Consider the following 19,379-nt stretch of genomic DNA (forward strand, 5'->3'; position numbering starts at 1 on the left):
CAGAGCCCGGCACAGCACTACGCCAACTGGCTCTTGAAGGAAAATCGGGCGGCATGAGCGCTACGTTGGGGGCCGGAAAACACGACCAAGCTCAATTCATTGTTCCTCCTTTATTTGGATTGACATAACGACAACCAACACACCTTATTTGCGGTGTTATTTGGGGGTCACTGATCAAGCCCTCTGTGAACCCGCAGGACTTAATTCGGACTATTCCCTCTGGTTAGTGTACTACAACAAAAATCCTCCGCAATAGTGCTTTTATTGCGGAGGATTATTTTAGAGAAACAATCAGTTCCCGGCCTTAATCGACTGGAAAGTGTTGCTCACCAGCGGTTGCGCGTCGGCTTGCGGAACATGGCACTGGTTGCAATTGTAGCGCCCCATCCAGATATGTTTCAGCTCCTTGCCTTCGCGGTCGATATAGTGGCTGTCGCCGATCTTGGGAGCGTTTTCTTCCTTGTAATTTGGACGATCATGGCACTCCAGGCAGCGGTTCTTCTTGAAGTCGATTCGGTAGCCATCGATCTTGTGCGGGATTAGCGGCGGCTGCTGCTCGAAGGTGCGAGCGATCTTTTCCTGTTCGCCCGGTGTTTTTCCCTGATATTCCAGCAAAGCTGGAGCTTGGTCCTCTGCGGTCATTTGGTTGAGCCGCAAAGCGTGCGGTTTCTCAACGGGTGTGGTCGCGCATGACGCGAAAAATATTGTCGACAGTGCCACGGCGGCAAGTGTCACGATCAGCTTATAGCGCATTGCCATATTAAATTCCTCCTTTGGAGTTTAACTTTCAAAGTCTGCCTCTATTGAGTGCATCATCAAGTCCAACGAGAGAGAGACCCAAGTGCCGGCCGCTCCCCCTGCCAAGGATCAAACCTTGACGACCTTGACCGCGCATTTCTTGTAGTCGGTTTCCTTGGAAATCGGGCAGGTTGCATCCAAGGTCAGTTTGTTCGCCAAACGGCTTTCGTCAAACCATGGGAGAAACACCAAACCGACAGGGGGTTTGTTGCGCCCGCGTGTCTCGACGCGCGTCACCACCTCCCCACGCCTGCTGACCACCTTCACCACATCGCCGCGTTTGAAGCCACGTTTCTTGGCGTCGTCCGGATGCATAAACACCCAGGCATCGGGGAAAGCCTTGTGCAGTTCTGGCACGCGCTGAGTCATGGAACCGGAGTGCCAGTGTTCCAGCACGCGGCCTGTAGACAGCCACATGTCATATTCTTTATCCGGAGACTCTGCTGGCGGTTCATAAGGCAAAGCAAAAATCACTGCCTTGCCGTCCGGCTTGCCATAGAACCTGATCCCTTCGCCTTTTTTCACGTATGGATCGTAGCCCTCGCGGAACCGCCACAAAGTTTCCTTGTTGTCCACGACTGGCCAGCGCAAGCCGCGGGCCTTGTGGTACTGCTCGAAATCGGCCAGGTCATGACCATGCCCGCGACCGAACGAGGCGTATTCCTCGAACAGGCCTTTCTGCACATAGAAACCGAAATCCCTGGATTCGTCATTGTCGTACCCCGCCTGCAGTTGCGAAAGCGGAAACTTGTTAACCTGACCATTTGCATAAAGCACGTCGAACAAGGTCTTGCCCTTGTATTCCGGCATCTTGGCGATAAGATCGGCCGGCCACACCTCCTCCACCTTGAAGCGCTTGGAAAACTCCATCACTTGCCACAGGTCGGATTTAGCATTGCCTTGGGGCTTCACCTGCTGGCGCCAAAACTGGGTACGCCGTTCGGCATTGCCGTAAGCGCCTTCCTTCTCCATCCACATGGCTGTAGGCAGAATCAGGTCGCCCGCCATAGCCGTCAATGTCGGATACGGATCGGAGACAACAATAAAGTTGGCAGGGTTACGGTAACCCGGATAGGTTTCCTCGTTCATGTTGGCCGCAGCCTGCATGTTGTTGTTGCACTGCACCCAGTAAAAGTTGAGCTTGCCGTCCTTGAGCATGCGATTCTGCAGCACGGCATGGAAGCCTGGTTTGTCCGGAATAGTGCCGGACGGCAGTTTCCATATCTTCTCGGTGATCTCGCGATGCTTGGGATTCATCACCACCATATCCGCGGGCAGACGATGGGAGAATGTACCCACCTCGCGTGCGGTGCCGCAAGCAGAAGGCTGGCCGGTCAGGGAGAAAGGACCATTGCCCGGTTCTGAAATCTTGCCAACCAGCAGGTGCACGTTGTAGATCATGTTGTTGACCCAGGTGCCGCGGGTATGCTGATTGAAGCCCATGGTCCAGTAAGACACCACCTTGCGCTTGGGATCAGCGTACAGTTTGGCCAGCGCCTCAAGCTTGTCCTTGGGCACGCCCGAGATTTCATGAGTTTTATCCAGGGTGTACTCTGAAACGAATTTCTTGAATTCGTCGAAGGTGATCGGCGACGCGGCATTGGGGTCGCCCTTGGGTTTGCCATCGGCACCCGGGTAGCCGTTGTTGGTGGCAGCCTGTTCAAGCGGGTGATTGGGCCTCAGGCCATAACCGATATTGGTTGCACCCTTGGCGAAGTTGACATGGTTCTTGACGAATTCCTCGTTCACCGCACCGTGCTGGATAATGTAATTGGCGATGTAATTGAGGATGGCCAGATCGCTCTGGGGATTGAAGATCAGCTCGATATCCGCCAGTTCGCAACTACGATGGGTAAAGGTAGAAAGCACTGCAACCTTGACATCCGGCCCGGTCAAACGCCGGTCAGTCAGACGCGACCACAGGATCGGGTGCATCTCGGCCATGTTGGAGCCCCACAACACGAAGGCATCGGCGTGTTCAAGGTCATCATAGCAGCCCATCGGCTCGTCGATGCCGAAGGTGCGCATGAAGCCGGCCACGGCGGACGCCATACAGTGGCGGGCGTTGGGGTCGATATTATTGGAGCGGAGCCCCGCCTTGTAAAACTTGGCGGCCGCATAGCCTTCCCAAACAGTCCATTGGCCGGAACCGAACATCCCCACCGCAGTCGGGCCCTTGGCCTTGAGTGTCGCCTTGCATTTCTCTGCCATGACATCGAAGGCCTGATCCCAGGAAATCGGTGTGAACTCGCCGTTCTTGTCGAATTTTCCGTCTTTCATGCGCAACATGGGCGAGGTCAGACGATCCTTGCCGTACATGATCTTGGACAGGAAATAACCCTTGATGCAGTTGAGCCCACGGTTGACCGGCGCATCCGGGTCACCCTGGGTTGCCACCACGCGGCCGCCCTTGGTGCCCACCAGCACGCCGCAACCGGTACCGCAGAAGCGGCAGGCACCCTTGTCCCATCTAATGCCGGTATCACCGCCCGCCGCCAGCGCTTCCTGCACGCCTGGCACTGTCACTCCAGCCGCAACTGCCGTCGCAGCCACCGCACTGGTCTTGATAAACTCCCGTCGCGTCAACTTCATTTCAGACCTCCTCGCAAAAAATCACTGTTTCTCTAAATCGATTAAGCAGCCGCTTCCACGAGAATCTCGCCGATCATTACAGCGGAAACCGGGCATGGCCCAAAACATGCCCCACAACCGGTACAGGCAACGGGATCGACTTCCGGCCGGGCTACCGCACCGGCTGAAATCCTGAAGCGAATGGCACCAACCGGGCAGGACTCCCCACAAGTTCGGCACACCACCTGCTTCAGAGTCAGGCAGGATGAGGCGACGATGGCCTTCAATGACCATGGCGCAACATCAACCCGCTTGTTCAAGGCATTGCTTTTGCACTTTCCGGCGCAGTCACCACAGAAGGTGCACTCGCCTTTGGAAAAATCAACGAGGGGAAAGCCTCCACGACCCGTTTCCAGGATTTTCTCGGGGCAAACGCCAACGCAGTCGCCGCACCGGGTACATGACTCCACAAAATCTGGTTCGGCCATCGCCCAGGGGGGACGGATTACTTGCTTAGATCCACTGAATTTTCCGCGGATAAATTGAGCGCGGCTAATGCCGTTTGTCACAGGGAGCATTCCCACTTCAATATCGTGGGAATAAGATTGCGCGGAAATGACTCGGCCAGCCTTGACATAGGTCAAATATTTTGAATATCTTGTGCCGTTTTCACACTAAATCTTACGAGTGCGCAGACAGCATAAAATTGCATTCCTCCGTGTAAATCGGTAGTATTTTCTGTTGCTTACCCCATAGCAAAACCGACCAACTCCCGAGAGGAAACGATTTGAGCAGCACCAAGATTCACGCAATTCTGGCCAATCTCCCTCTGTTCAAACAAATGGAGCCGGAGGAAATCGACCGGATCGCGCAAAACACCAGGGAATTACACACTACGCGCGGTGAAATAGTGTTTCAACGGGGCGATCCGTCGCACGGCTTTTACGTCGTGGTTCACGGCCAGTTGAAACTGGCATTCTCGTCACCGCAGGGAGTGGAAAAGGTGGTGCATCTGGTTGGCCCCGGAAAAACCTTCGGGGAAGCGGTGATGTTCATGGACATGCCTTATCCGGTCTATGCTCAGGCGCTCGCCGATTCCCTTCTGCTGCATATTTCCAGAACGGCAGTATTTGATGGAATCGAACGCGACCCGATCTTCTGCCGCAAGATGCTGGCCGGACTAAGCAGCAGGCTGCACAGCCTGATCGGCGATGTCGAAGCCTATAGCTTGCGCTCCTGCACCCAGCGGGTGATCGGCTACCTGCTGCAACATGACTGCGACAACCCTGACAGCTGCAAGAACCTTCACGTCAATCTGCCCGCCAGCAAAACCGTGATCGCCTCGCGCCTCAACATCTCGCCGGAGACTTTTTCGCGCGTCCTGCATGACCTGTCTTCCGCCGGACTGATCAATGTCAAAGGCAAGGATGTGACCATCCTGGACATGGACAAGCTTCGCGCCTACGGCCAACAATAGATCAGTGGCTCGTTCCGGCAGAACGCGTGATCTTGTTGTAGACGTTGTATTTCCCTGACGGCTTCTTCATCGGCAAGCGCTTGACTTCCTTGAGCGTGGCCGCGTCGTAAATAACCAGTGCACCGTCCATCTCCCACACGCTGACCAGCGCATATTTGCCATCGCGGGTGAATTCAACGTGTGCCGCTGTTTTACCCGGAATCGGGCGAAGAATATGCGCCACTTCCAAGGTGCGCTTATCGATTAGCGTCATAGCGTCACGGCTTTCCGGGTTGCCGCTACTGAAGCCATCAGTCCAGGCATAAGGTGTGTTTTCGTGGCTACGCATGAAGAAGCCAGGCCCGATCGTCTTGATCTGCTTCACCGTCTGCCAGGTGGTCATGTCGATTACGCTCACCAGCGCCTCCTTCAAGTTAGGCGTCGCCATCACCGGATGGCCCTGATATTCCCAGGTAATGCCGGAACCCAAGTGCGGCATGCCTGGCAAGTCGATTTCCGCCACTTTCTTGCCAGAATCGAGATCGATCACCTGCCCCTTCTTCCCGTCTCGCGCAGCGCTGATCAAGTGGCGATAGGATTGATCGAAGAAAAAATCATCCAGATAGTTGTCTACTGCAATGCGTCGCACCGGAAAATCCTTATCTCCATAGGGAATTTCCCACACTTCCTTCACATCCTTCAGTGCAGCAACGAAGCTGCCACGTGGCTCTGCCTGGTAAACAGCGGACACCCGCGATCTTTTTCCATCTTGGCCCAACGTCGGAATCACCTTGATCAGCGTGAGATCCTCGGCATTTAAAAGCACTAGGGAGTGGGGCAAATAATTGCCCACCAGCACCGTATTGCCGTCTCCGGACACAGCCAGATTACGGGTGTTGATGCCGGCGCGCACTTCCGCCACCATCTTCAAATTGTAGATATCGAACTTGCTGATCCAGCCGTCGCGCGAGGCGAAATACACAAAGCGGCCATCAGGGCTGAATTTCGGTCCGCCGTGCAGTGCAAAGCGCGTCGGGAAGCGATAAATCGGTTCAAATTTGTCACCATCCAGGATGGTGGCATGGTGATCGCCCACTTCCACCACCACAAACAGATTCAGGGGATCTGCGCTGAATACCGGCTTATCGGGCAACGCCTCGGTGACATGCTGGAGATGGGAAGTGATGATCTCATCCGCTCCCCATACCGGCGTCTTGGGCAACGGCTGGTAGATAAGGTCCACCAGCGCCTGGATGTCCTCCTTGGCGAGCTTGGCGGCAAAACCCACCATTTGGCTGGCGATGCGCCCTTCGGCAATGGTCTTGAACGCCTCCGGCCGGCGCAGGCGTTCAAGATTTTCCGGCAACAACGCCGGCCCGGTGCCGCCCAGACGGTCGGCACCGTGGCAGGAAGCGCAATTGTCGGCAAAGTTCTTTTCGACGGGTTGGCCCGCCAAGGCTTCAAATGCCCAGAGCAAACCAACCACAGAGACACATAACCACAAATATTTTTTGCTCATATTCAGCTTTCAGTGGCCGCCTCAACAGCAATACCAATTTCCTCATCTTCCAGATAGCAGGCCGGATCTTCCGCCCATGGGTCGCCGCTCACCTGCCAGGCACGCACCCGGGTATTGCCGCCGCAGATGTCGAAATGGGCGCACTGACCACAACGCCCGCCGACTTCGCGCGGATGCGCCTTCAGTCCAGCCATAATAGGGTCGGAGGTATCCGTCCAGATTTCCGAGAATGGCCGCTCGAGCACATTGCCAAGATTGTAGTTCCACCACATGGTGTCGGGGTGAACGTTGCCCAAATTGTCGATGTTGGCGACATTTACGCCGGAGGAATTGCCACCCCACTGCACCAGCTTGGCGCGAACATGTTCTTCAAGCTGAGGAAAATGCTGCCGTACCCAGAAGAGTAGATAGACGCCATCAGCATCGTTATTGCCGGTAACGAATTCCTTCTGCTTACCTTCCTGCTGGTAGCGCCAGCAGGTGTCGAACAGCAGATCCATGGCCGATCGGGTAGCCTGATGGAATACGTCATTCTTACGGTTTTTGTTGCCCCGGCCGGCATAGTTGAGGTGCGACAGGTAAAACTTGTCCAGTTCCTCATCTTCCATCAATTGCAGGAGGCCCGGCAAATCGTGCGCATTGTCCTGGGTCAGGGTAAAGCGGATGCCGACCTTGATTCCTCGAGACTTGCATAGGCGAATGCCATGCATGGACGCATCGTAGGCCCCTTCCATGCGCCGAAACTTGTCGTGGGTTTCCTGAATTCCGTCAAGACTGACACCGACGTAGTCAAATCCGACTGCAGCAATGCGGTCGATATTGCTTTCATCAATCAGGGTTCCATTACTCGACAGGCCAACGTAAAAGTCCATTTTTTTTGCTCGGTGGGCAATCTCGAAAATATCCGGACGTAGCAGCGGCTCGCCGCCGGACAGAATCAGCACCGGCACGCGAAAGCGCTTGAGGTCATCCATCACGGTGAAGACATCGGCGGTGGACAACTCACCAGGGAAATCCTTGTCCGCCGAAATCGAGTAGCAGTGCTTGCAGGTCAGGTTGCAGCGCCGAATCAAATTCCAGATCACCACCGGTCCGGGCGGATTGCGCTTAGTCCCTAGCGGGGTGGGATGAGCAACTTCCTGCATGAATTGGGAAATACGAAACATGGTCAACCCCCGATGCGCAGCCCGGTTTTCTTCAGGATGCGCGTGCTGTAAAGAATCTCGTGACCGCGGTCGGCATCGCCCAGCAGATTGGCAATTTGGCGCACTTGCGCCTCCACTTCAGGTTTGTCGTGGCCATGCACCATGGCAAAAAAATTGTACGGCCAATCCGGCAGATGACGCGGCCGATGGTAGCAGTGGCTGACGAAGTCCAGCGCACCGACCCGTTCGCCCAGTTCATCCACCTTCTCATCGGGGACATCCCACACTGTCATGCCATTCGCCTTGTAGCCCAAGGCATAATGATTAGGCACCACGCCGATGCGACGGATCATACCGGTCACGAGCATGCGGCGCATGCGCGCCATCACCTCTTCGGGGGAAACGCCCACCTGCCGGGCAACCGCATGATAGGGCTGCGGCTCAAGAGGCAGGCCGGACTGGGTGGCAAGGATGATCTGCCGGTCTATTCCATCGATCGCAGGTTCAGGATTCATGCCGTGAGCTTTAGTCCAACAAAATATTCTTTAATCTTCGGCATATCGTAGACCGGATAGCCGGTTTCCCGCTCAATTTTTTTCAATGCCCGCGCATGGGCCTGCGGCGTCTCGGTGGCAAGCACGAACCACATACTGAGAATATGGTCTCGCGCGTAATTGTGTGCAACCTCCGGCATCGCGTTGACGATTTCCGCCACCCGTTCAAAATCTTCCACCGGGATTTTCATCGCCGCCAGGCTCAAGCTTCCGCCCATGCGCTCGGCGTGGTACATCGGGCCGAAGCGGGATAACACCTTATTTTCCAGTAGACTGTCGATGCGTGCGATCAATTCCTGTTCGGTAATATTGAACCTCGCCGCGACCTCGGCAAATGGCTGGTCGCTGATAGGGAAACCACCCTGCAGTTCGTTGATAATTGCCCGGTCCAACTCGTCCATCGATAAACTCAACCCCTGCTGGCCGCGCCGCGCTGGGCAGATCGGGCCGATTCCTGTCCGGTGGTCACATAGCGGGCACCGCACTGTTTGAAACGACGCTGGCTGAACAGCACTTCGTGGGAAACATCATGGAGACCGCATTGCTCCTCCAGTTCCGCGACCAGGCTCAGCACCTCGTCACGATCCCGGCCATGGATCATGCAGAACAGGTTATAGCGCCAGGAGGGCAGACGCCGCGGCCGCTGGTAGCACAGGGTGACGAAATCGAATTTGCCGATGCAATGTCCCAGCGTGCTAACCCGGTCATCCGGGATATCCCATACCACCATTGCATTGGCGCGATAACCGAGTTCGTGGTGACGCACTACCACTCCGATGCGCTTGATGACACCCTGCTCCTGAAGCTGTGCCAGGCCGGCGATGACTTCGCTTTCAGAGAGGCCGATGCTCTCGCCTATCTCGGCAAAGGGCCGCGACACTAGCGGTAGTCCCTGCTGAACCGCCCCAATCAGCGCGGTTTCAGACGGCTGTGGTACCGCCGGAGCGACAGCTAGGTGCAGCACATCCCGGCTCGGCGCGCGCTGGCTTACGGCGCGCCTTCCCTGATGGGGTTGCAAAAGATCGAATCCAAGGTCGATATGGTAGTCCTCAAGCATCGGCAAATGCAGCACCGGACAACCGGTACGACCCCCGATCTCGGCCAGTACCTCGCGAACCCGCGCTTCATCGGCAGCAGCGACGACAAACCACAGGTTGTAATGATGCTCGCGTTCGTAGTTATGATTCACTTCGTTGTAGCTGCTGACCAGCCGGGCCGCTTCTTCGAGCTTGTCAGCGGGAACCGCAATCGCAGCAAGGGAGCTTGAGCCTATGCTATGCGGCCTGAACACCGCCCCGACCCGGCTTACCGTGCCGCACAACTGAAGCTGCACAAGCGTTTCCAGCACCTGGGCTTCGCTTACGCCCAGACGTCCGGCGATTACGCCAAAAGGCGCCGGCACCAGCGGAAAATCGCGCTGGTAATCATTGAGAAGATGCAGTTCAAGTTCCGTCATAATTGGCCCCAAGTTGCGAGCAGTGTGCCCCACTTGCGGGGTATGAGCCTTGCTTTAGATCAAGTTTGGCCCCACTAGTACAACTACAGGCCAATCCGGTGGGCGCGAGGGGTAAAGAAAATACCGCTAGGCTTGTCGGCACCCAACTCGCCGACTTTGATGAAGGTTTCGCTGTCAAAAATATCCACCCGATCCTCGTCACGCACCGAAACCCAGATCTGTTCCCCACGTGGGGTGAACTCCATGTGCAGCACGGCCTTGCCCGGCTTCAGGGTTTTTACAATGGCGCGGCTCTGTACATCGATCACCTGCACCGTATCATTATTCGGGAAGGCAAAGTTTACCCATACCTGGCGATTATCCGGCCGAGCAATGACGAACACGGGTTGGCCGTGAACCGGAATCCGCCCAACTTCTTTCCATGTATTCTGGTCAATCACCAGCACCTCATGCCGTCCCACTGCCGGCACCAGCAGTTCATTGCCGGTCGCAGCCCAGCCTTCCAGATGCGGCATTTTGTAAACCGGCAATTTCTGCTCGCCCTTGCCGTAGCCGTTCAACACGCGCTTCACGCCCGCCTCCATGTTCCACAGGTCAAGCAATGCTAAGCCATCCTCGCCGAACAGGCCGGCCAGGTAGTAGCGCCCGTCGGCGGTGATCATGGCATCATAAGGCTCCTTGCCAACCTGCTTGAATTTGGTGACTGCCGGCTTGGCCGGATCACGCAGATCGCCCACCCAGATTTCACCCGCCTCGAACAAGCTCCACACAAAGCGGTTTCCGGGTGCATCCACCAGCCCGATCACCTTGGAAGGCTTGCCGTTATCATCCAGCGAGGGAATATCTGCCACCAGTTCGAGCGTAGCGGCATCGAACACCTTTACGCCACCGGGGGTGTAGTTGGCCACCGCAATCAGTTTGCCGTCCTGGGAGATCGCGCCGCCAATGCTGTTGCCGGACTGCATCACGCGCTTGACGATGCGCATTTCGAGCAAATCCACCTTGGTCAGCCCGCCGTCACGCCCGAAAATATAGGCATAGCGCTCATCGCGGGAATAATTGACCGAAGCATGGGACAGGTCGCCCAGGCCGGTGATTTGCCCTAGCCGTGTATGGCCGGTGGTTTCAACCACCTGTATGCTCCCCGCGGCGCGCTCGATCACTACGCCAAGGTCTCCGGTCCCGCGCAGGGTTGAGGAAGCACAGCCTTGCAGAATAATCAGCAGGAGGAAAAGGGGAGTCACAGACAACTTGCGCATTTCAGGGTAATCCTTTCAGCAGGGTTTCTACGATCCAGCCAGCCTCGGCCTCGGTCATGAAGGGTGCCCAAGGCGGCATCGGCGTACCGCCGCGCCCATACAGGATGGTTTGCTGCAACGCTTCGGGGGATTTACCTCTAAGCATATCGGGGGTGAGCGGTAGACCCAGTCCGCCAGTCAGCTTCATGCCATGGCAGGAACCGCAGTCCTGGCGTATCAGATTGAGCAATTCCGCGCGACGTGCGAGTGCAGGCTCATAGGTGCCCACGTTATTTTCCGGAGCGGCCAAAGTAGATTCTGGATGAATACAGAGGCAAATCGTCAGCAGCCCGACCCGGCAAGCTTGCCTGACCCTAAATTCATTCCGCAACTTCCACCACTCCGGTCATTTCTGGGTGAGGACCGCACCGGTAAGGGTAAACGCCCGGCTTGTCGAATGTGCGCTGCCAGGACTCTCCGGGGAAAAAACGCTCGGACTCAGGATAGCCTTCCTTCTCGAAAAAGACGGAATGGTTGTTACGTCTTTCATTGTTGACCCACTTGACCGTGATGCCGGGCTTGATTTTGACCAGTTGTGGCTCGAACTGCATTTTCTCGATACTGACCTCTACCACCTCTCCGGCATTCGCCACAGAGGCCAATATCAAAGCAGCAAGAAGCGATTTTGATACGGTTAGCGCTATGGTCTTCATTACCATCATTCACTCCTCATCTTTAAATTGGGATGACCTCGCAAACACGCGCGAAGTTCCCCTTTTTTACCAGGAGGCGAATGGAAGAGGGAACCTTCGGTTCCTGCCCACACAAACTTATTGTTTTACTGCATTAACCCCTGCTTTCGGGTTATCCAGCGCCAGCGTGTAACCGAAGGATACGTAATGGTAACGGCCAGCGGTATAGTCGTCATGGATAGCAAAACCGAAATTGTATTCCTTGCCCGGTAGCAGCGCGACGTCACCTTCGCCACCGCTCAGCTTGCGGGTGAAAGTCACTGTCCATGTGTCGCCGTTCAATTCACCCTTGGCTTCCTGCAAGGCTTTTCCGCCCTCCATCACGCGCTTGTCAGTAATGTGGCCATCGACGAACTGGCCCTTGCCGCTCCGGAATTGAAAAATATCGAAAAATTTGCCATCTGCCAGGCTGGCACCGACGACATATTTGGTCTTCTTGTCATCGGTCACACCTGGCATGGTACGCACATCAGTATGGCAGGTCGCCCAGCAGCCGCCGGTAGTGTCATTCTCGAGCTTGCCCGGCTCCTCCAGCATCACCGCCAGTTTGACCGGATTTTCAGCGTCCATTTTGTTGCCACTATTGAAGCCGGTGTTTTTCCAGGTAAAGCGCAAATACAGATTGTTGGCGTCATGAGCGGCCTGGACGTTGACTGCGATGCTGCCCGGCTTACCCTTAATCGGGTTGGGTTCCAGCGCAGTATTCTTGGATTTTTCGCCCGACAGGATTTTCGCGCCGATTTCAGCCGACTCATCCATCTTCTTGTTTTCATCAATATGACAGCCGATGCATGGTTCGCCCCTTTTCACAGGCTTTGCGCCACCATGTTCGGTGCCTTTCAGAATCCACTCCATACCCGAGCTACCCGGGTAAAACACGACAATTTTCTTGGCGGGCGCTTGGCTCACATCGGCAGCTAATACCGGCCCATTTGCACCCGCCATGGACAGACTTAATACAGAAACAGCAATCAGATGCTTGATCATCGCTTTCCCTTTATCACAATTGATTTCACAACTATTGAACAAGATTACTTAAATTCCGCCTTTCAAGAATGCCTCGGGGAGCAAAAGCTCCCCGGGCATCATCTATTCAGGCAAATCGTCCGGTAGTCCCTTCAAACATTCACACCGTCCTGGCGCCAGAATCAGACGCGACGCAGTATTTATTCCTCTGCGCCTTTGGGCAGGTGATGAGCAATACCCTTATGGCAGTCTATACAAGTCTTGCCAGAGCCGGGCTCTGCGGCCTGAGCATGCCTCTTCTTGGCGCTCTTGTCTTGCACTTCCATATTCATCGCTGCATAGCTGTGGCAGTTGCGACATTCACGCGAATCCGAATTCTTCATACGCGCCCATTCGTGCTTCGCTAATTCCAGCCGCTTAGCCTCGAATTTTTCCTTGGTATCAATACTGCCCGTCAGCTTGCCCCACACTTCCCCGCTCGCCTGAATCTTGCGCTGCATCTTGTGAATCCAGTCCTTGGGCACATGACAATCGGAACAGACTGCGCGCACGCCGGTGCGATTCGAGGCATGGATGGTCGTTTTGTATTCCTGATAAACGGTATTCTTCATCTCGTGGCAGGAAAGACAAAACTCGAGCGTGTTGGTCGCCTCCATGGCGGTGTTGAAACCACCCCAGAAAATGATACCCGCGACGAACCCTCCGCCCAGCAGTGTCAATAATGAATATTTGGCACTTGGACTGCGCAACGCCTGCCAAAATCCACCAGGCTTCTTAGTTTCCGTCGGGGCTGACATACTTACTCCCTCTTTCTCTATTTCAATATAACGGGTTGAATTCACACAAACGCTAGAAGCTTACTTAAAACTGGCGTAGTAGTTGAGGACTGCCTGGATTCCGGCCTTATCCAGCTCTTCCAGCTTCGGCTTCATCTTTTTGGAGATAGGCCGTTTGCCTTCAAGGAAGAACTTGGTCTGCTCTTCAAGGTAAACCATTTTCTGGCCAGCCAGAATACCGACATCGTCGCTTGCTACGGAACCACCTTCGGAGTGGCATTTTTCACAAAGCCTGTCATGGAGCTCCTTGCCTTTCTTGGCCAGGGCCGCATCAAATTTTTGCGGTGTGCGAACGAATTTTTGCTCGGCAAAAGATTCAGCGATTTCCTTGATATCGGCGTCACTCAGGTCCTTGACCGCCTGACACATATCGGATTTCGTGCCTTTCTTGGCGCCACCAGGAATCTTGGTCTCAGGGCAAGGACGTGCCTTGGTCTTGTAAAGCTTCAAGGCATCAGTCATATATGCTGCGGAATAGCCACCGATATTCGGAATAGCCGCCTCGGTGTTGGCGCCGCCCTTGCCGTGGCAGCCTACGCAACTCTCGGTCAGCTTGCCCGCATCGGCACTTGCGCCAGTTGCAACAGAAAGGCCGAACAGGGCACTAACCGCCAACAATGTAAATCCAGTATGGTGTTTCATAATTATCATCCCAATATTATTAAATAATAATACTCTTTGAGTGCAGTAAAAAAAACCCGGGGACCAGTTCCCGGGTTCAATCAGACGAGATTAGTAAATGTCGCGCTGAGTATTATAAACGTTGAACTTTCCGGTCGGTGTAATCAGTTTTGGGTCCTTGATCACGGCCTTCATTTTCAGCGTCTTGTCGTCCAGCACCACAATCGCGGATGGCTCGGTCTTGCCCGCCCAGATCGAATACCAGACCTCGGTGCCGTCGGCATTGTACTCAGCTTGCACCACGCGCTTGGTTGCCTTGGATTCGGGCAAGTCAGCCATCTTGGCCACATTGATGATAACTGGCGGCTTATCCAGGTTCTTGATATCGTAAACAGTCACCGACTCCGCCAGGTCTTTCTCTGGATTCAGAGGGGCATCTGCCCAAAGGTGGTTAGACTTCGGATGGGTCTTGACGAAGAGCGAGCCACCGCCATGATTCTTCAGTTCCTGCACCACCTTCCAGGCGTACTGCTTGTGTTTCACCGGGTCGGTGCCAATCAAGGAGATCACGTCTGCACCCAGATGGCTGGTTGCCCACACCGGGCCGAACTTGGGATGCACGAAGTTGGCGCCACGACCAGGATGTGGGCGGGCTTTGGTATCCACCAGGGCAGCCAGTTTGCCGGTCTTGGTATCCACCACCGCCACCTTGTTGGAGGCGTTCGCCGCCACCAGGAAGTAGCGCTTGGTCGAATCCCAGCCACCGTCATGCAGAAACTTGGCAGATTCGATCGTGGTTTCCTTCAGGTTCTTCAGATCCGAGTAGTCGACCAGCCTGATCATGCCGGTCTCCTTGACGTTGACCACCCACTCCGGCTTGTCCTCGGTAGCCACGATAGAGGCCACGCGTGGCTCTGGATGGTACTCTCCATCTACTGTCATGCCGCGGGTCGAAACGATTTTCAACGGCTGCAGGGTAAGACCGTCCATGATGGCGTATTGTGGCGGCCAGTAGGAGCCCGCAATCGCGTACTTGTCTTCGTAGCCTTTGAACTTGGAGGTTTCCACCGAACGGGCTTCGATACCGACCTTGATTTCCGCCACGATGGTCGGCTTCTCGAACCACATGTCGATCAAGTCGAGCTTGCCGTCGCGGCCGATCACGTAGACATAACGGCCGGACATGGACAAACGGGAAATATGTACGGCATAACCGGTCTTGACGATACCCCAGATCTGTTTGGTGTCGCCATCGATCAGCGCCACTTCACCGGTGTCGCGCAGGGTCACCGAGAACACGTTTTTCAGGTTGATCTTGTTCATCGGCTTCTTGGGGCGGTCTTCCGGCTTGACCATCACCTTCCAGGAAGCCAGCATGTCCTTCATGCCGAATTCCGGCGGCACATCCGGCGTCTGCTGGATGTAGGTCGCCATCATGGAAATGTCATCCTTGCTCAGAATGTCGTCAAAGTTCACCATGCCGCCCTCGGTGCCGTAGGAGATAATCTTCTCCAGGCGATTTTGACCAAGTTTATTGGTGTTGACCGGTTCCAGGTTCTTACCTGTTGCACCCTTGCGCAGAATGCCGTGGCAGCCGGCGCAGCGTTCAAAATAGATCTTCGCGGCGGCCGCCTTCTTTTCCACCGACATCGTTGCCGGCTCATCAGCCGCATACGCTACATTGAACATGCCAGCTACAGCCAGTGCCAGCGCAGAAACGGTAAACTTATTCATCACCAAACCCCCTTATACGAGTGAAGATCGCATTACACTTTCCAAAGAATTTGAAAAGCAAATGAATACTACTGAACGTGTACTTACACGATAGGCTAAATAATCCCTTACTCCAAACATGGCGACCTTGACCTACATCAAGACTTTTGGATTTTTAAGGGTATCCCTGCCTCTGTATAAGCTCATATATGAATTAACCATCATTCATGACCCCGTATTTCAACGTATTGCGGCAATATTGTCCTGGCAAAAGCCTGCCACTTCTTCATGCCCCTTGAGAATTTCAGCACCCGGGATTCGTAAAAGGCTTGCAGCCCTATCCACACTGTTAATGCTGAACATCGCGTCACTCAGCGCTGCAGCCGCTTAAGACAGACCAAGAATTTAATCACTTTTTGATTTGCATCAAGGCGATAAAAAACCCTGGGGTGCAAGCTGGCCACAAACAGCTAGAATTAAATTTTGTCATTATCGTAAAGGCCAACAATGAACATTTCAGGCATCGTGGTTCATGCCAGTCCGGGCAAAATCGATATGGTTCGCACCCAGCTGGAAAAAATCCCCGGCGTGGACGTCCATGCTGCCAGCGCCGAAGGCAAGATGGTCGTCACCATTGAAAAACCCAGTGATCGGGAAACCGCAGATATGTTCGAAGAAATCGGCCGGATCCCCGGCATACTCTCGACAGCGATGGTCTATCATCATTTCGAGCCGGACACCGAAGCAACTGCATAACGTTTCAAGCAAATGAACGATACCAACGGCAAAAAGCCCGGCGTCGGGCAGGCTACACGGCGCCAGTTCCTGATCGACATGGTGAAAACCGCCTGCACCGTCGGCCTGATGGGCGCGGGCTTGGGACTCTATGCCAAGCAGGCGAAGGCGCTGCCGCCGCTCGCCATCCGCCCGCCCGGAGCGCTATTGGAAGCCGATTTCCAGGGTGCCTGCATCCGCTGCGGCCTGTGCGTGCGAGACTGCCCCTACAATATCCTCGAACTGGCCAAGCCCGAGCACAGTGTCGCCACCGGCACGCCCTATTTCGTGGCACGCAATATCCCCTGCGAAATGTGCGAGGACATCCCCTGCGTAAAGGCCTGCCCCACCGGGGCGCTTGACCATCAGCTCACCGACATCAACAAGTCGAAAATGGGCCTGGCGGTGCTGGTCGACCACGAAACCTGCCTCAACTTCCTCGGCCTGCGCTGTGACGTCTGCTACCGCGTCTGCCCGGTGATCGACAAGGCCATCACCTTGGAACCAATACACAACGTGCGCACCGGCAAGCACACCATGTTCCTGCCGACGGTTCATTCCGACTACTGCACCGGCTGCGGCAAATGCGAAAAATCCTGCGTGCTGGAAGAAGCCGCGATCAAGGTCTTCCCGATCAAGCTGGCTAAGGGCAAGCTCGGCGAACATTACCGTCTGGGTTGGGAAGAAAAGACCCATGCCGGCAAGAGCCTGGTGGCGCCGGAAATCGAGCACCAGTACACCCTGCCGGAGGGCTACAAGTATGAGCAAGGGCGCGGCCTGATCCCGGGCAGCAGCGGTGAATCTGTAGCACCGGGAACGCAACCCGGAATTCCCAAGGCGCTGCAGGGAGATAAACCATGAGCACCGCCAAGAAGACTGGTGCCGACGCCCTCGCCGAAAAGGGCTGGTTTGGCAGCCACAAGTGGCTGGTCTTGCGGCGCATCTCGCAGCTCGTCACTCTCGGCCTGTTCCTGGTTGGGCCGCTTGCCGGCCTGTGGATCGTCAAAGGCAACCTCGCTTACAGTCTGACGCTCAACACCCTGCCGCTGGCCGATCCCTACGTCCTGCTACAGTCGCTGCTGGCTGGCCATATTCCGGAAAAAATGGCGCTGATTGGCGTCGCCATCGTGTTGGCTTTCTACTTCCTGGTCGGGGGGCGCGTCTATTGTTCCTGGGTCTGCCCGGTCAACATGGTCACCGACGCAGCGGCTTGGCTGCGCGGCCGCTTCGGCATCAAGGGCGGCGCACACATCTCGCGCAAGCTGCGCTACTGGGTGCTGGGTATGACGCTGGCGGTGGCGGCCATCACCGGCACCATCGCCTGGGAACTGATCAACCCGGTATCGATGTTGCACCGCGGCCTGATTTTCGGCATCGGCATGACTTGGGCAATCGTGCTGGCAGTCTTCCTGCTCGACCTGTTCGTCAGCGCCAACGCCTGGTGCGGCCACGTCTGCCCAGTCGGCGCGTTCTACAGCCTGCTCGGCAAATGGAGCCCGCTGCGGGTCAGCGCAGCCAAGCGCGAAGCGTGCAACGACTGCATGGACTGCTACGCGGTCTGTCCCGAACCTCAGGTGATCAAGCCGGCGCTGAAGGGGGCGAAACAGAATATCGGCCCGGCCATCCTCTCGCCCAACTGCACCAACTGCGGGCGCTGCATCGACGTGTGCTCGAAAGACGTGTTTCGCTTCGGGCTGCGCTCAGCCAGATAATCAGTCGCCGGACACTGCTGCCCAATAGACCTTGTGGCGGGAAACGCTGACCTCCCGGTCAACCGTCACCTCGATCAGATCCGGCCCGTCATGCTCCAGTGCCGCCGCGAATGTGGCGTCGAAATCCTCGCTGCATTCCACCTTCCGGTATTCAAGACCGTACATCCGGGCGGCGTGGGAAAAATCCAGCTCGGTCGGGGTCAGCCAGCCACGCTCGAATTCCTCCAGCCCGACCTGCGGCAAATAACTGAAAATTCCCCCGCCACCGTTATTCAACACGACAAAAGTGATGTTCAGCCCACGCGCAGCCAGCAGACCGTTCATATCGTGATAAAACGCCAGATCACCCAACAGAGCCGCCACCGGCTTACCCAGTGCGGCGCACAAGCCCAGCGCGGTGGAAACATTGCCATCGATGCCGCTGGCACCGCGGTTGCCGACGATGCGTAGCGGCGCCTCGCCACCTGCGGCAAAACCATCGAGATCGCGGATCGCCATGGAATTGCCGCTGAACAGACAGCCCCCCGCAAGTTGATGCGCCAGAGATTCCACCACCTCGGCCTCGACCGGTTTCGCAGCGGCTTGCGTCAATGCGGCGACGCGGCGTTCCTGCGCAGAAAAATCCTCCAGCCACGCAACGGGCGCCGAAAGCGGCTGCGCCGCGACCAGCGCTGCGCACACCTCATCGGCATCGGCACGCAGCAGTCGGGTGGTTTGGTGCAGCGGATCGGGCCAGCGCCCGTGAGATTCCACCAGGAAATGCGTTGCCTCCGTGCAGGCCGCCAGGGTGTTCTGCAACTGCCTGGACACCGGCATGGTGCCGAAGCGCAGCACCCATTCCGGCCTATGGGTTTCGGTAAAGCCGGTGCGCCGCAGGAAAGCATCGTAACGGCTAAAAATGTGTGAGCGATCGTGCGCACCGAAGCGCAGATTGGACAGCGGATCGGCCAGCACCGGGCAGGCCAGTTGCCCAGCGAGCTGCGCCAGTGCGGCGGGGAAGCCATCCCGATACTCGCCCTCACCGCACACGACCAGCCCCCGTCTGCCGGACAGCTCCGTTGCCCAACGGGCGATTTCATCCGCTGGCGGCAGCATGGCCGGGTAGCTTACCGTCTTCGGCATAGCTGCCGCTTCATATTCCGGCAAAGCGCCCGAAGGCACCAGCGGCTCGCGCAGCGGCACGTTGATATGCACCGGGCCGGGCAGCGGCCAACGGCTTTGATCCACCGCGCGAACAGCCAGCCAGCCCAGATTTTGCAGCGCTGCCG

Annotated in this window: 20 protein-coding genes; 4 read left to right on the forward strand and 16 right to left on the reverse strand. The window is 56.1% G+C overall.

Annotation, left to right across the window (positions count from 1 at the left end; all coding sequences use genetic code 11):
* Positions 1–291 precede the first annotated feature (291 nt).
* From SCT_RS12885 to napF, 3 genes are all read right to left on the reverse strand, one after another.
* Positions 292–759, reverse strand: coding sequence for a nitrate reductase cytochrome c-type subunit (locus tag SCT_RS12885; RefSeq protein ID WP_059423681.1), 468 nt, complete (start codon positions 757–759; stop codon positions 292–294).
* 108 nt (positions 760–867) lie between these two features.
* Positions 868–3,390 carry a nitrate reductase catalytic subunit NapA gene (gene napA / locus SCT_RS12890; protein WP_059423684.1) on the reverse strand — a complete coding sequence of 841 codons (2,523 nt, stop codon included), beginning with the start codon at positions 3,388–3,390 and terminating at the stop codon, positions 868–870.
* Positions 3,391–3,431: 41 nt separating this feature from the next.
* A complete protein-coding gene (gene napF / locus SCT_RS16845) occupies positions 3,432–3,947 on the reverse strand; it encodes a ferredoxin-type protein NapF (protein ID WP_082098347.1) in 516 nt (171 codons plus the stop codon).
* A 209-nt stretch (positions 3,948–4,156) separates the two neighbouring features.
* Between napF and SCT_RS12895 the strand changes: the two genes are divergently transcribed.
* A complete protein-coding gene (locus tag SCT_RS12895; RefSeq protein WP_059423685.1) occupies positions 4,157–4,846 on the forward strand; it encodes a Crp/Fnr family transcriptional regulator in 690 nt (229 codons plus the stop codon).
* 1 nt (position 4,847) lies between these two features.
* Here SCT_RS12895 and SCT_RS12900 read toward each other — a convergent pair whose 3' ends face one another.
* From SCT_RS12900 to SCT_RS12955, 12 genes are all read right to left on the reverse strand, one after another.
* On the reverse strand, positions 4,848–6,344 hold the full coding sequence (locus SCT_RS12900; RefSeq protein ID WP_059423687.1) for a cytochrome D1 domain-containing protein: 1,497 nt from the start codon (positions 6,342–6,344) through the stop codon (positions 4,848–4,850).
* Positions 6,345–6,346: 2 nt separating this feature from the next.
* Positions 6,347–7,510 carry a heme d1 biosynthesis radical SAM protein NirJ gene (gene nirJ, locus SCT_RS12905; RefSeq protein ID WP_059423689.1) on the reverse strand — a complete coding sequence of 388 codons (1,164 nt, stop codon included), beginning with the start codon at positions 7,508–7,510 and terminating at the stop codon, positions 6,347–6,349.
* Positions 7,511–7,512: 2 nt separating this feature from the next.
* Positions 7,513–8,004: an AsnC family transcriptional regulator gene (locus SCT_RS12910; protein ID WP_059423691.1), complete on the reverse strand. Its 492-nt coding sequence runs from the start codon at positions 8,002–8,004 to the stop codon at positions 7,513–7,515.
* A complete protein-coding gene (locus SCT_RS12915; RefSeq protein ID WP_059423693.1) occupies positions 8,001–8,444 on the reverse strand; it encodes an Lrp/AsnC family transcriptional regulator in 444 nt (147 codons plus the stop codon). The genes SCT_RS12910 and SCT_RS12915 overlap by 4 nt, the downstream gene beginning before the upstream one ends.
* 8 nt (positions 8,445–8,452) lie before the next feature.
* Positions 8,453–9,499: an Lrp/AsnC family transcriptional regulator gene (locus tag SCT_RS12920; RefSeq protein ID WP_059423694.1), complete on the reverse strand. Its 1,047-nt coding sequence runs from the start codon at positions 9,497–9,499 to the stop codon at positions 8,453–8,455.
* An 83-nt stretch (positions 9,500–9,582) separates the two neighbouring features.
* Entirely contained in the window at positions 9,583–10,758 is a 1,176-nt protein-coding gene (locus SCT_RS12925) for a cytochrome D1 domain-containing protein (RefSeq protein WP_059423696.1), read from the reverse strand.
* 1 nt (position 10,759) lies between these two features.
* Positions 10,760–11,026, reverse strand: a complete 267-nt coding sequence (locus SCT_RS12930) for a cytochrome c (protein ID WP_082098348.1) — start codon at positions 11,024–11,026, stop codon at positions 10,760–10,762.
* A 91-nt stretch (positions 11,027–11,117) separates the two neighbouring features.
* Positions 11,118–11,459 carry a plastocyanin/azurin family copper-binding protein gene (locus SCT_RS12935; protein ID WP_082098349.1) on the reverse strand — a complete coding sequence of 114 codons (342 nt, stop codon included), beginning with the start codon at positions 11,457–11,459 and terminating at the stop codon, positions 11,118–11,120.
* Between the two features lie 108 nt (positions 11,460–11,567).
* The gene (locus tag SCT_RS12940) at positions 11,568–12,476 is read right to left on the reverse strand and encodes an ethylbenzene dehydrogenase-related protein (RefSeq protein WP_059423700.1); all 909 of its coding nucleotides are present in this window, start codon (positions 12,474–12,476) and stop codon (positions 11,568–11,570) included.
* 179 nt (positions 12,477–12,655) lie between these two features.
* Positions 12,656–13,252, reverse strand: a complete 597-nt coding sequence (locus SCT_RS12945) for a NapC/NirT family cytochrome c (RefSeq protein WP_059423703.1) — start codon at positions 13,250–13,252, stop codon at positions 12,656–12,658.
* A gap of 60 nt (positions 13,253–13,312) precedes the next feature.
* Entirely contained in the window at positions 13,313–13,933 is a 621-nt protein-coding gene (locus SCT_RS12950; RefSeq protein ID WP_059423706.1) for a c-type cytochrome, read from the reverse strand.
* A 90-nt stretch (positions 13,934–14,023) separates the two neighbouring features.
* Entirely contained in the window at positions 14,024–15,646 is a 1,623-nt protein-coding gene (locus SCT_RS12955; protein WP_059423846.1) for a cytochrome D1 domain-containing protein, read from the reverse strand.
* A gap of 486 nt (positions 15,647–16,132) precedes the next feature.
* Between SCT_RS12955 and SCT_RS12960 the strand changes: the two genes are divergently transcribed.
* From SCT_RS12960 to napH, 3 genes are read left to right on the forward strand one after another with little or no spacing between them, the layout of a single operon-like run.
* Positions 16,133–16,381, forward strand: coding sequence for a chaperone NapD (locus SCT_RS12960; protein WP_059423708.1), 249 nt, complete (start codon positions 16,133–16,135; stop codon positions 16,379–16,381).
* A 12-nt stretch (positions 16,382–16,393) separates the two neighbouring features.
* Positions 16,394–17,260: a ferredoxin-type protein NapG gene (gene napG, locus SCT_RS12965; protein WP_059423710.1), complete on the forward strand. Its 867-nt coding sequence runs from the start codon at positions 16,394–16,396 to the stop codon at positions 17,258–17,260.
* Positions 17,257–18,111: a quinol dehydrogenase ferredoxin subunit NapH gene (gene napH / locus SCT_RS12970; RefSeq protein WP_059423712.1), complete on the forward strand. Its 855-nt coding sequence runs from the start codon at positions 17,257–17,259 to the stop codon at positions 18,109–18,111. The genes napG and napH overlap by 4 nt, the downstream gene beginning before the upstream one ends.
* Here napH and menD read toward each other — a convergent pair.
* A partial coding sequence (menD, locus tag SCT_RS12975; protein WP_237759693.1) for a 2-succinyl-5-enolpyruvyl-6-hydroxy-3-cyclohexene-1-carboxylate synthase occupies positions 18,112–19,379 on the reverse strand: 1,268 nt, incomplete at its 5' end.

The sequence above is a fragment of the Sulfuricella sp. T08 genome (genome assembly GCF_000971475.1).
Classification (GTDB): Bacteria; Pseudomonadota; Gammaproteobacteria; order Burkholderiales; family Sulfuricellaceae; genus Sulfuricella.

Coding starts and splice junctions, on each gene's coding strand:
- napH (WP_059423712.1), top strand. CDS start 17,257: ATGAGCACCGCCAAGAAGACTGGTGCCGACGCCCTCGCCGAAAAGGGC.
- napA (WP_059423684.1), bottom strand. CDS start 3,390: ATGAAGTTGACGCGACGGGAGTTTATCAAGACCAGTGCGGTGGCTGCG.
- SCT_RS12950 (WP_059423706.1), bottom strand. CDS start 13,933: ATGAAACACCATACTGGATTTACATTGTTGGCGGTTAGTGCCCTGTTC.
- SCT_RS12900 (WP_059423687.1), bottom strand. CDS start 6,344: ATGAGCAAAAAATATTTGTGGTTATGTGTCTCTGTGGTTGGTTTGCTC.
- SCT_RS12885 (WP_059423681.1), bottom strand. CDS start 759: ATGGCAATGCGCTATAAGCTGATCGTGACACTTGCCGCCGTGGCACTG.
- SCT_RS12920 (WP_059423694.1), bottom strand. CDS start 9,499: ATGACGGAACTTGAACTGCATCTTCTCAATGATTACCAGCGCGATTTT.
- nirJ (WP_059423689.1), bottom strand. CDS start 7,510: ATGTTTCGTATTTCCCAATTCATGCAGGAAGTTGCTCATCCCACCCCG.
- SCT_RS12945 (WP_059423703.1), bottom strand. CDS start 13,252: ATGTCAGCCCCGACGGAAACTAAGAAGCCTGGTGGATTTTGGCAGGCG.
- SCT_RS12935 (WP_082098349.1), bottom strand. CDS start 11,459: ATGATGGTAATGAAGACCATAGCGCTAACCGTATCAAAATCGCTTCTT.
- SCT_RS12910 (WP_059423691.1), bottom strand. CDS start 8,004: ATGAATCCTGAACCTGCGATCGATGGAATAGACCGGCAGATCATCCTT.
- napG (WP_059423710.1), top strand. CDS start 16,394: ATGAACGATACCAACGGCAAAAAGCCCGGCGTCGGGCAGGCTACACGG.
- napF (WP_082098347.1), bottom strand. CDS start 3,947: ATGCTCCCTGTGACAAACGGCATTAGCCGCGCTCAATTTATCCGCGGA.
- SCT_RS12960 (WP_059423708.1), top strand. CDS start 16,133: ATGAACATTTCAGGCATCGTGGTTCATGCCAGTCCGGGCAAAATCGAT.
- SCT_RS12915 (WP_059423693.1), bottom strand. CDS start 8,444: ATGGACGAGTTGGACCGGGCAATTATCAACGAACTGCAGGGTGGTTTC.
- SCT_RS12940 (WP_059423700.1), bottom strand. CDS start 12,476: ATGATCAAGCATCTGATTGCTGTTTCTGTATTAAGTCTGTCCATGGCG.
- SCT_RS12955 (WP_059423846.1), bottom strand. CDS start 15,646: ATGAATAAGTTTACCGTTTCTGCGCTGGCACTGGCTGTAGCTGGCATG.
- SCT_RS12925 (WP_059423696.1), bottom strand. CDS start 10,758: ATGCGCAAGTTGTCTGTGACTCCCCTTTTCCTCCTGCTGATTATTCTG.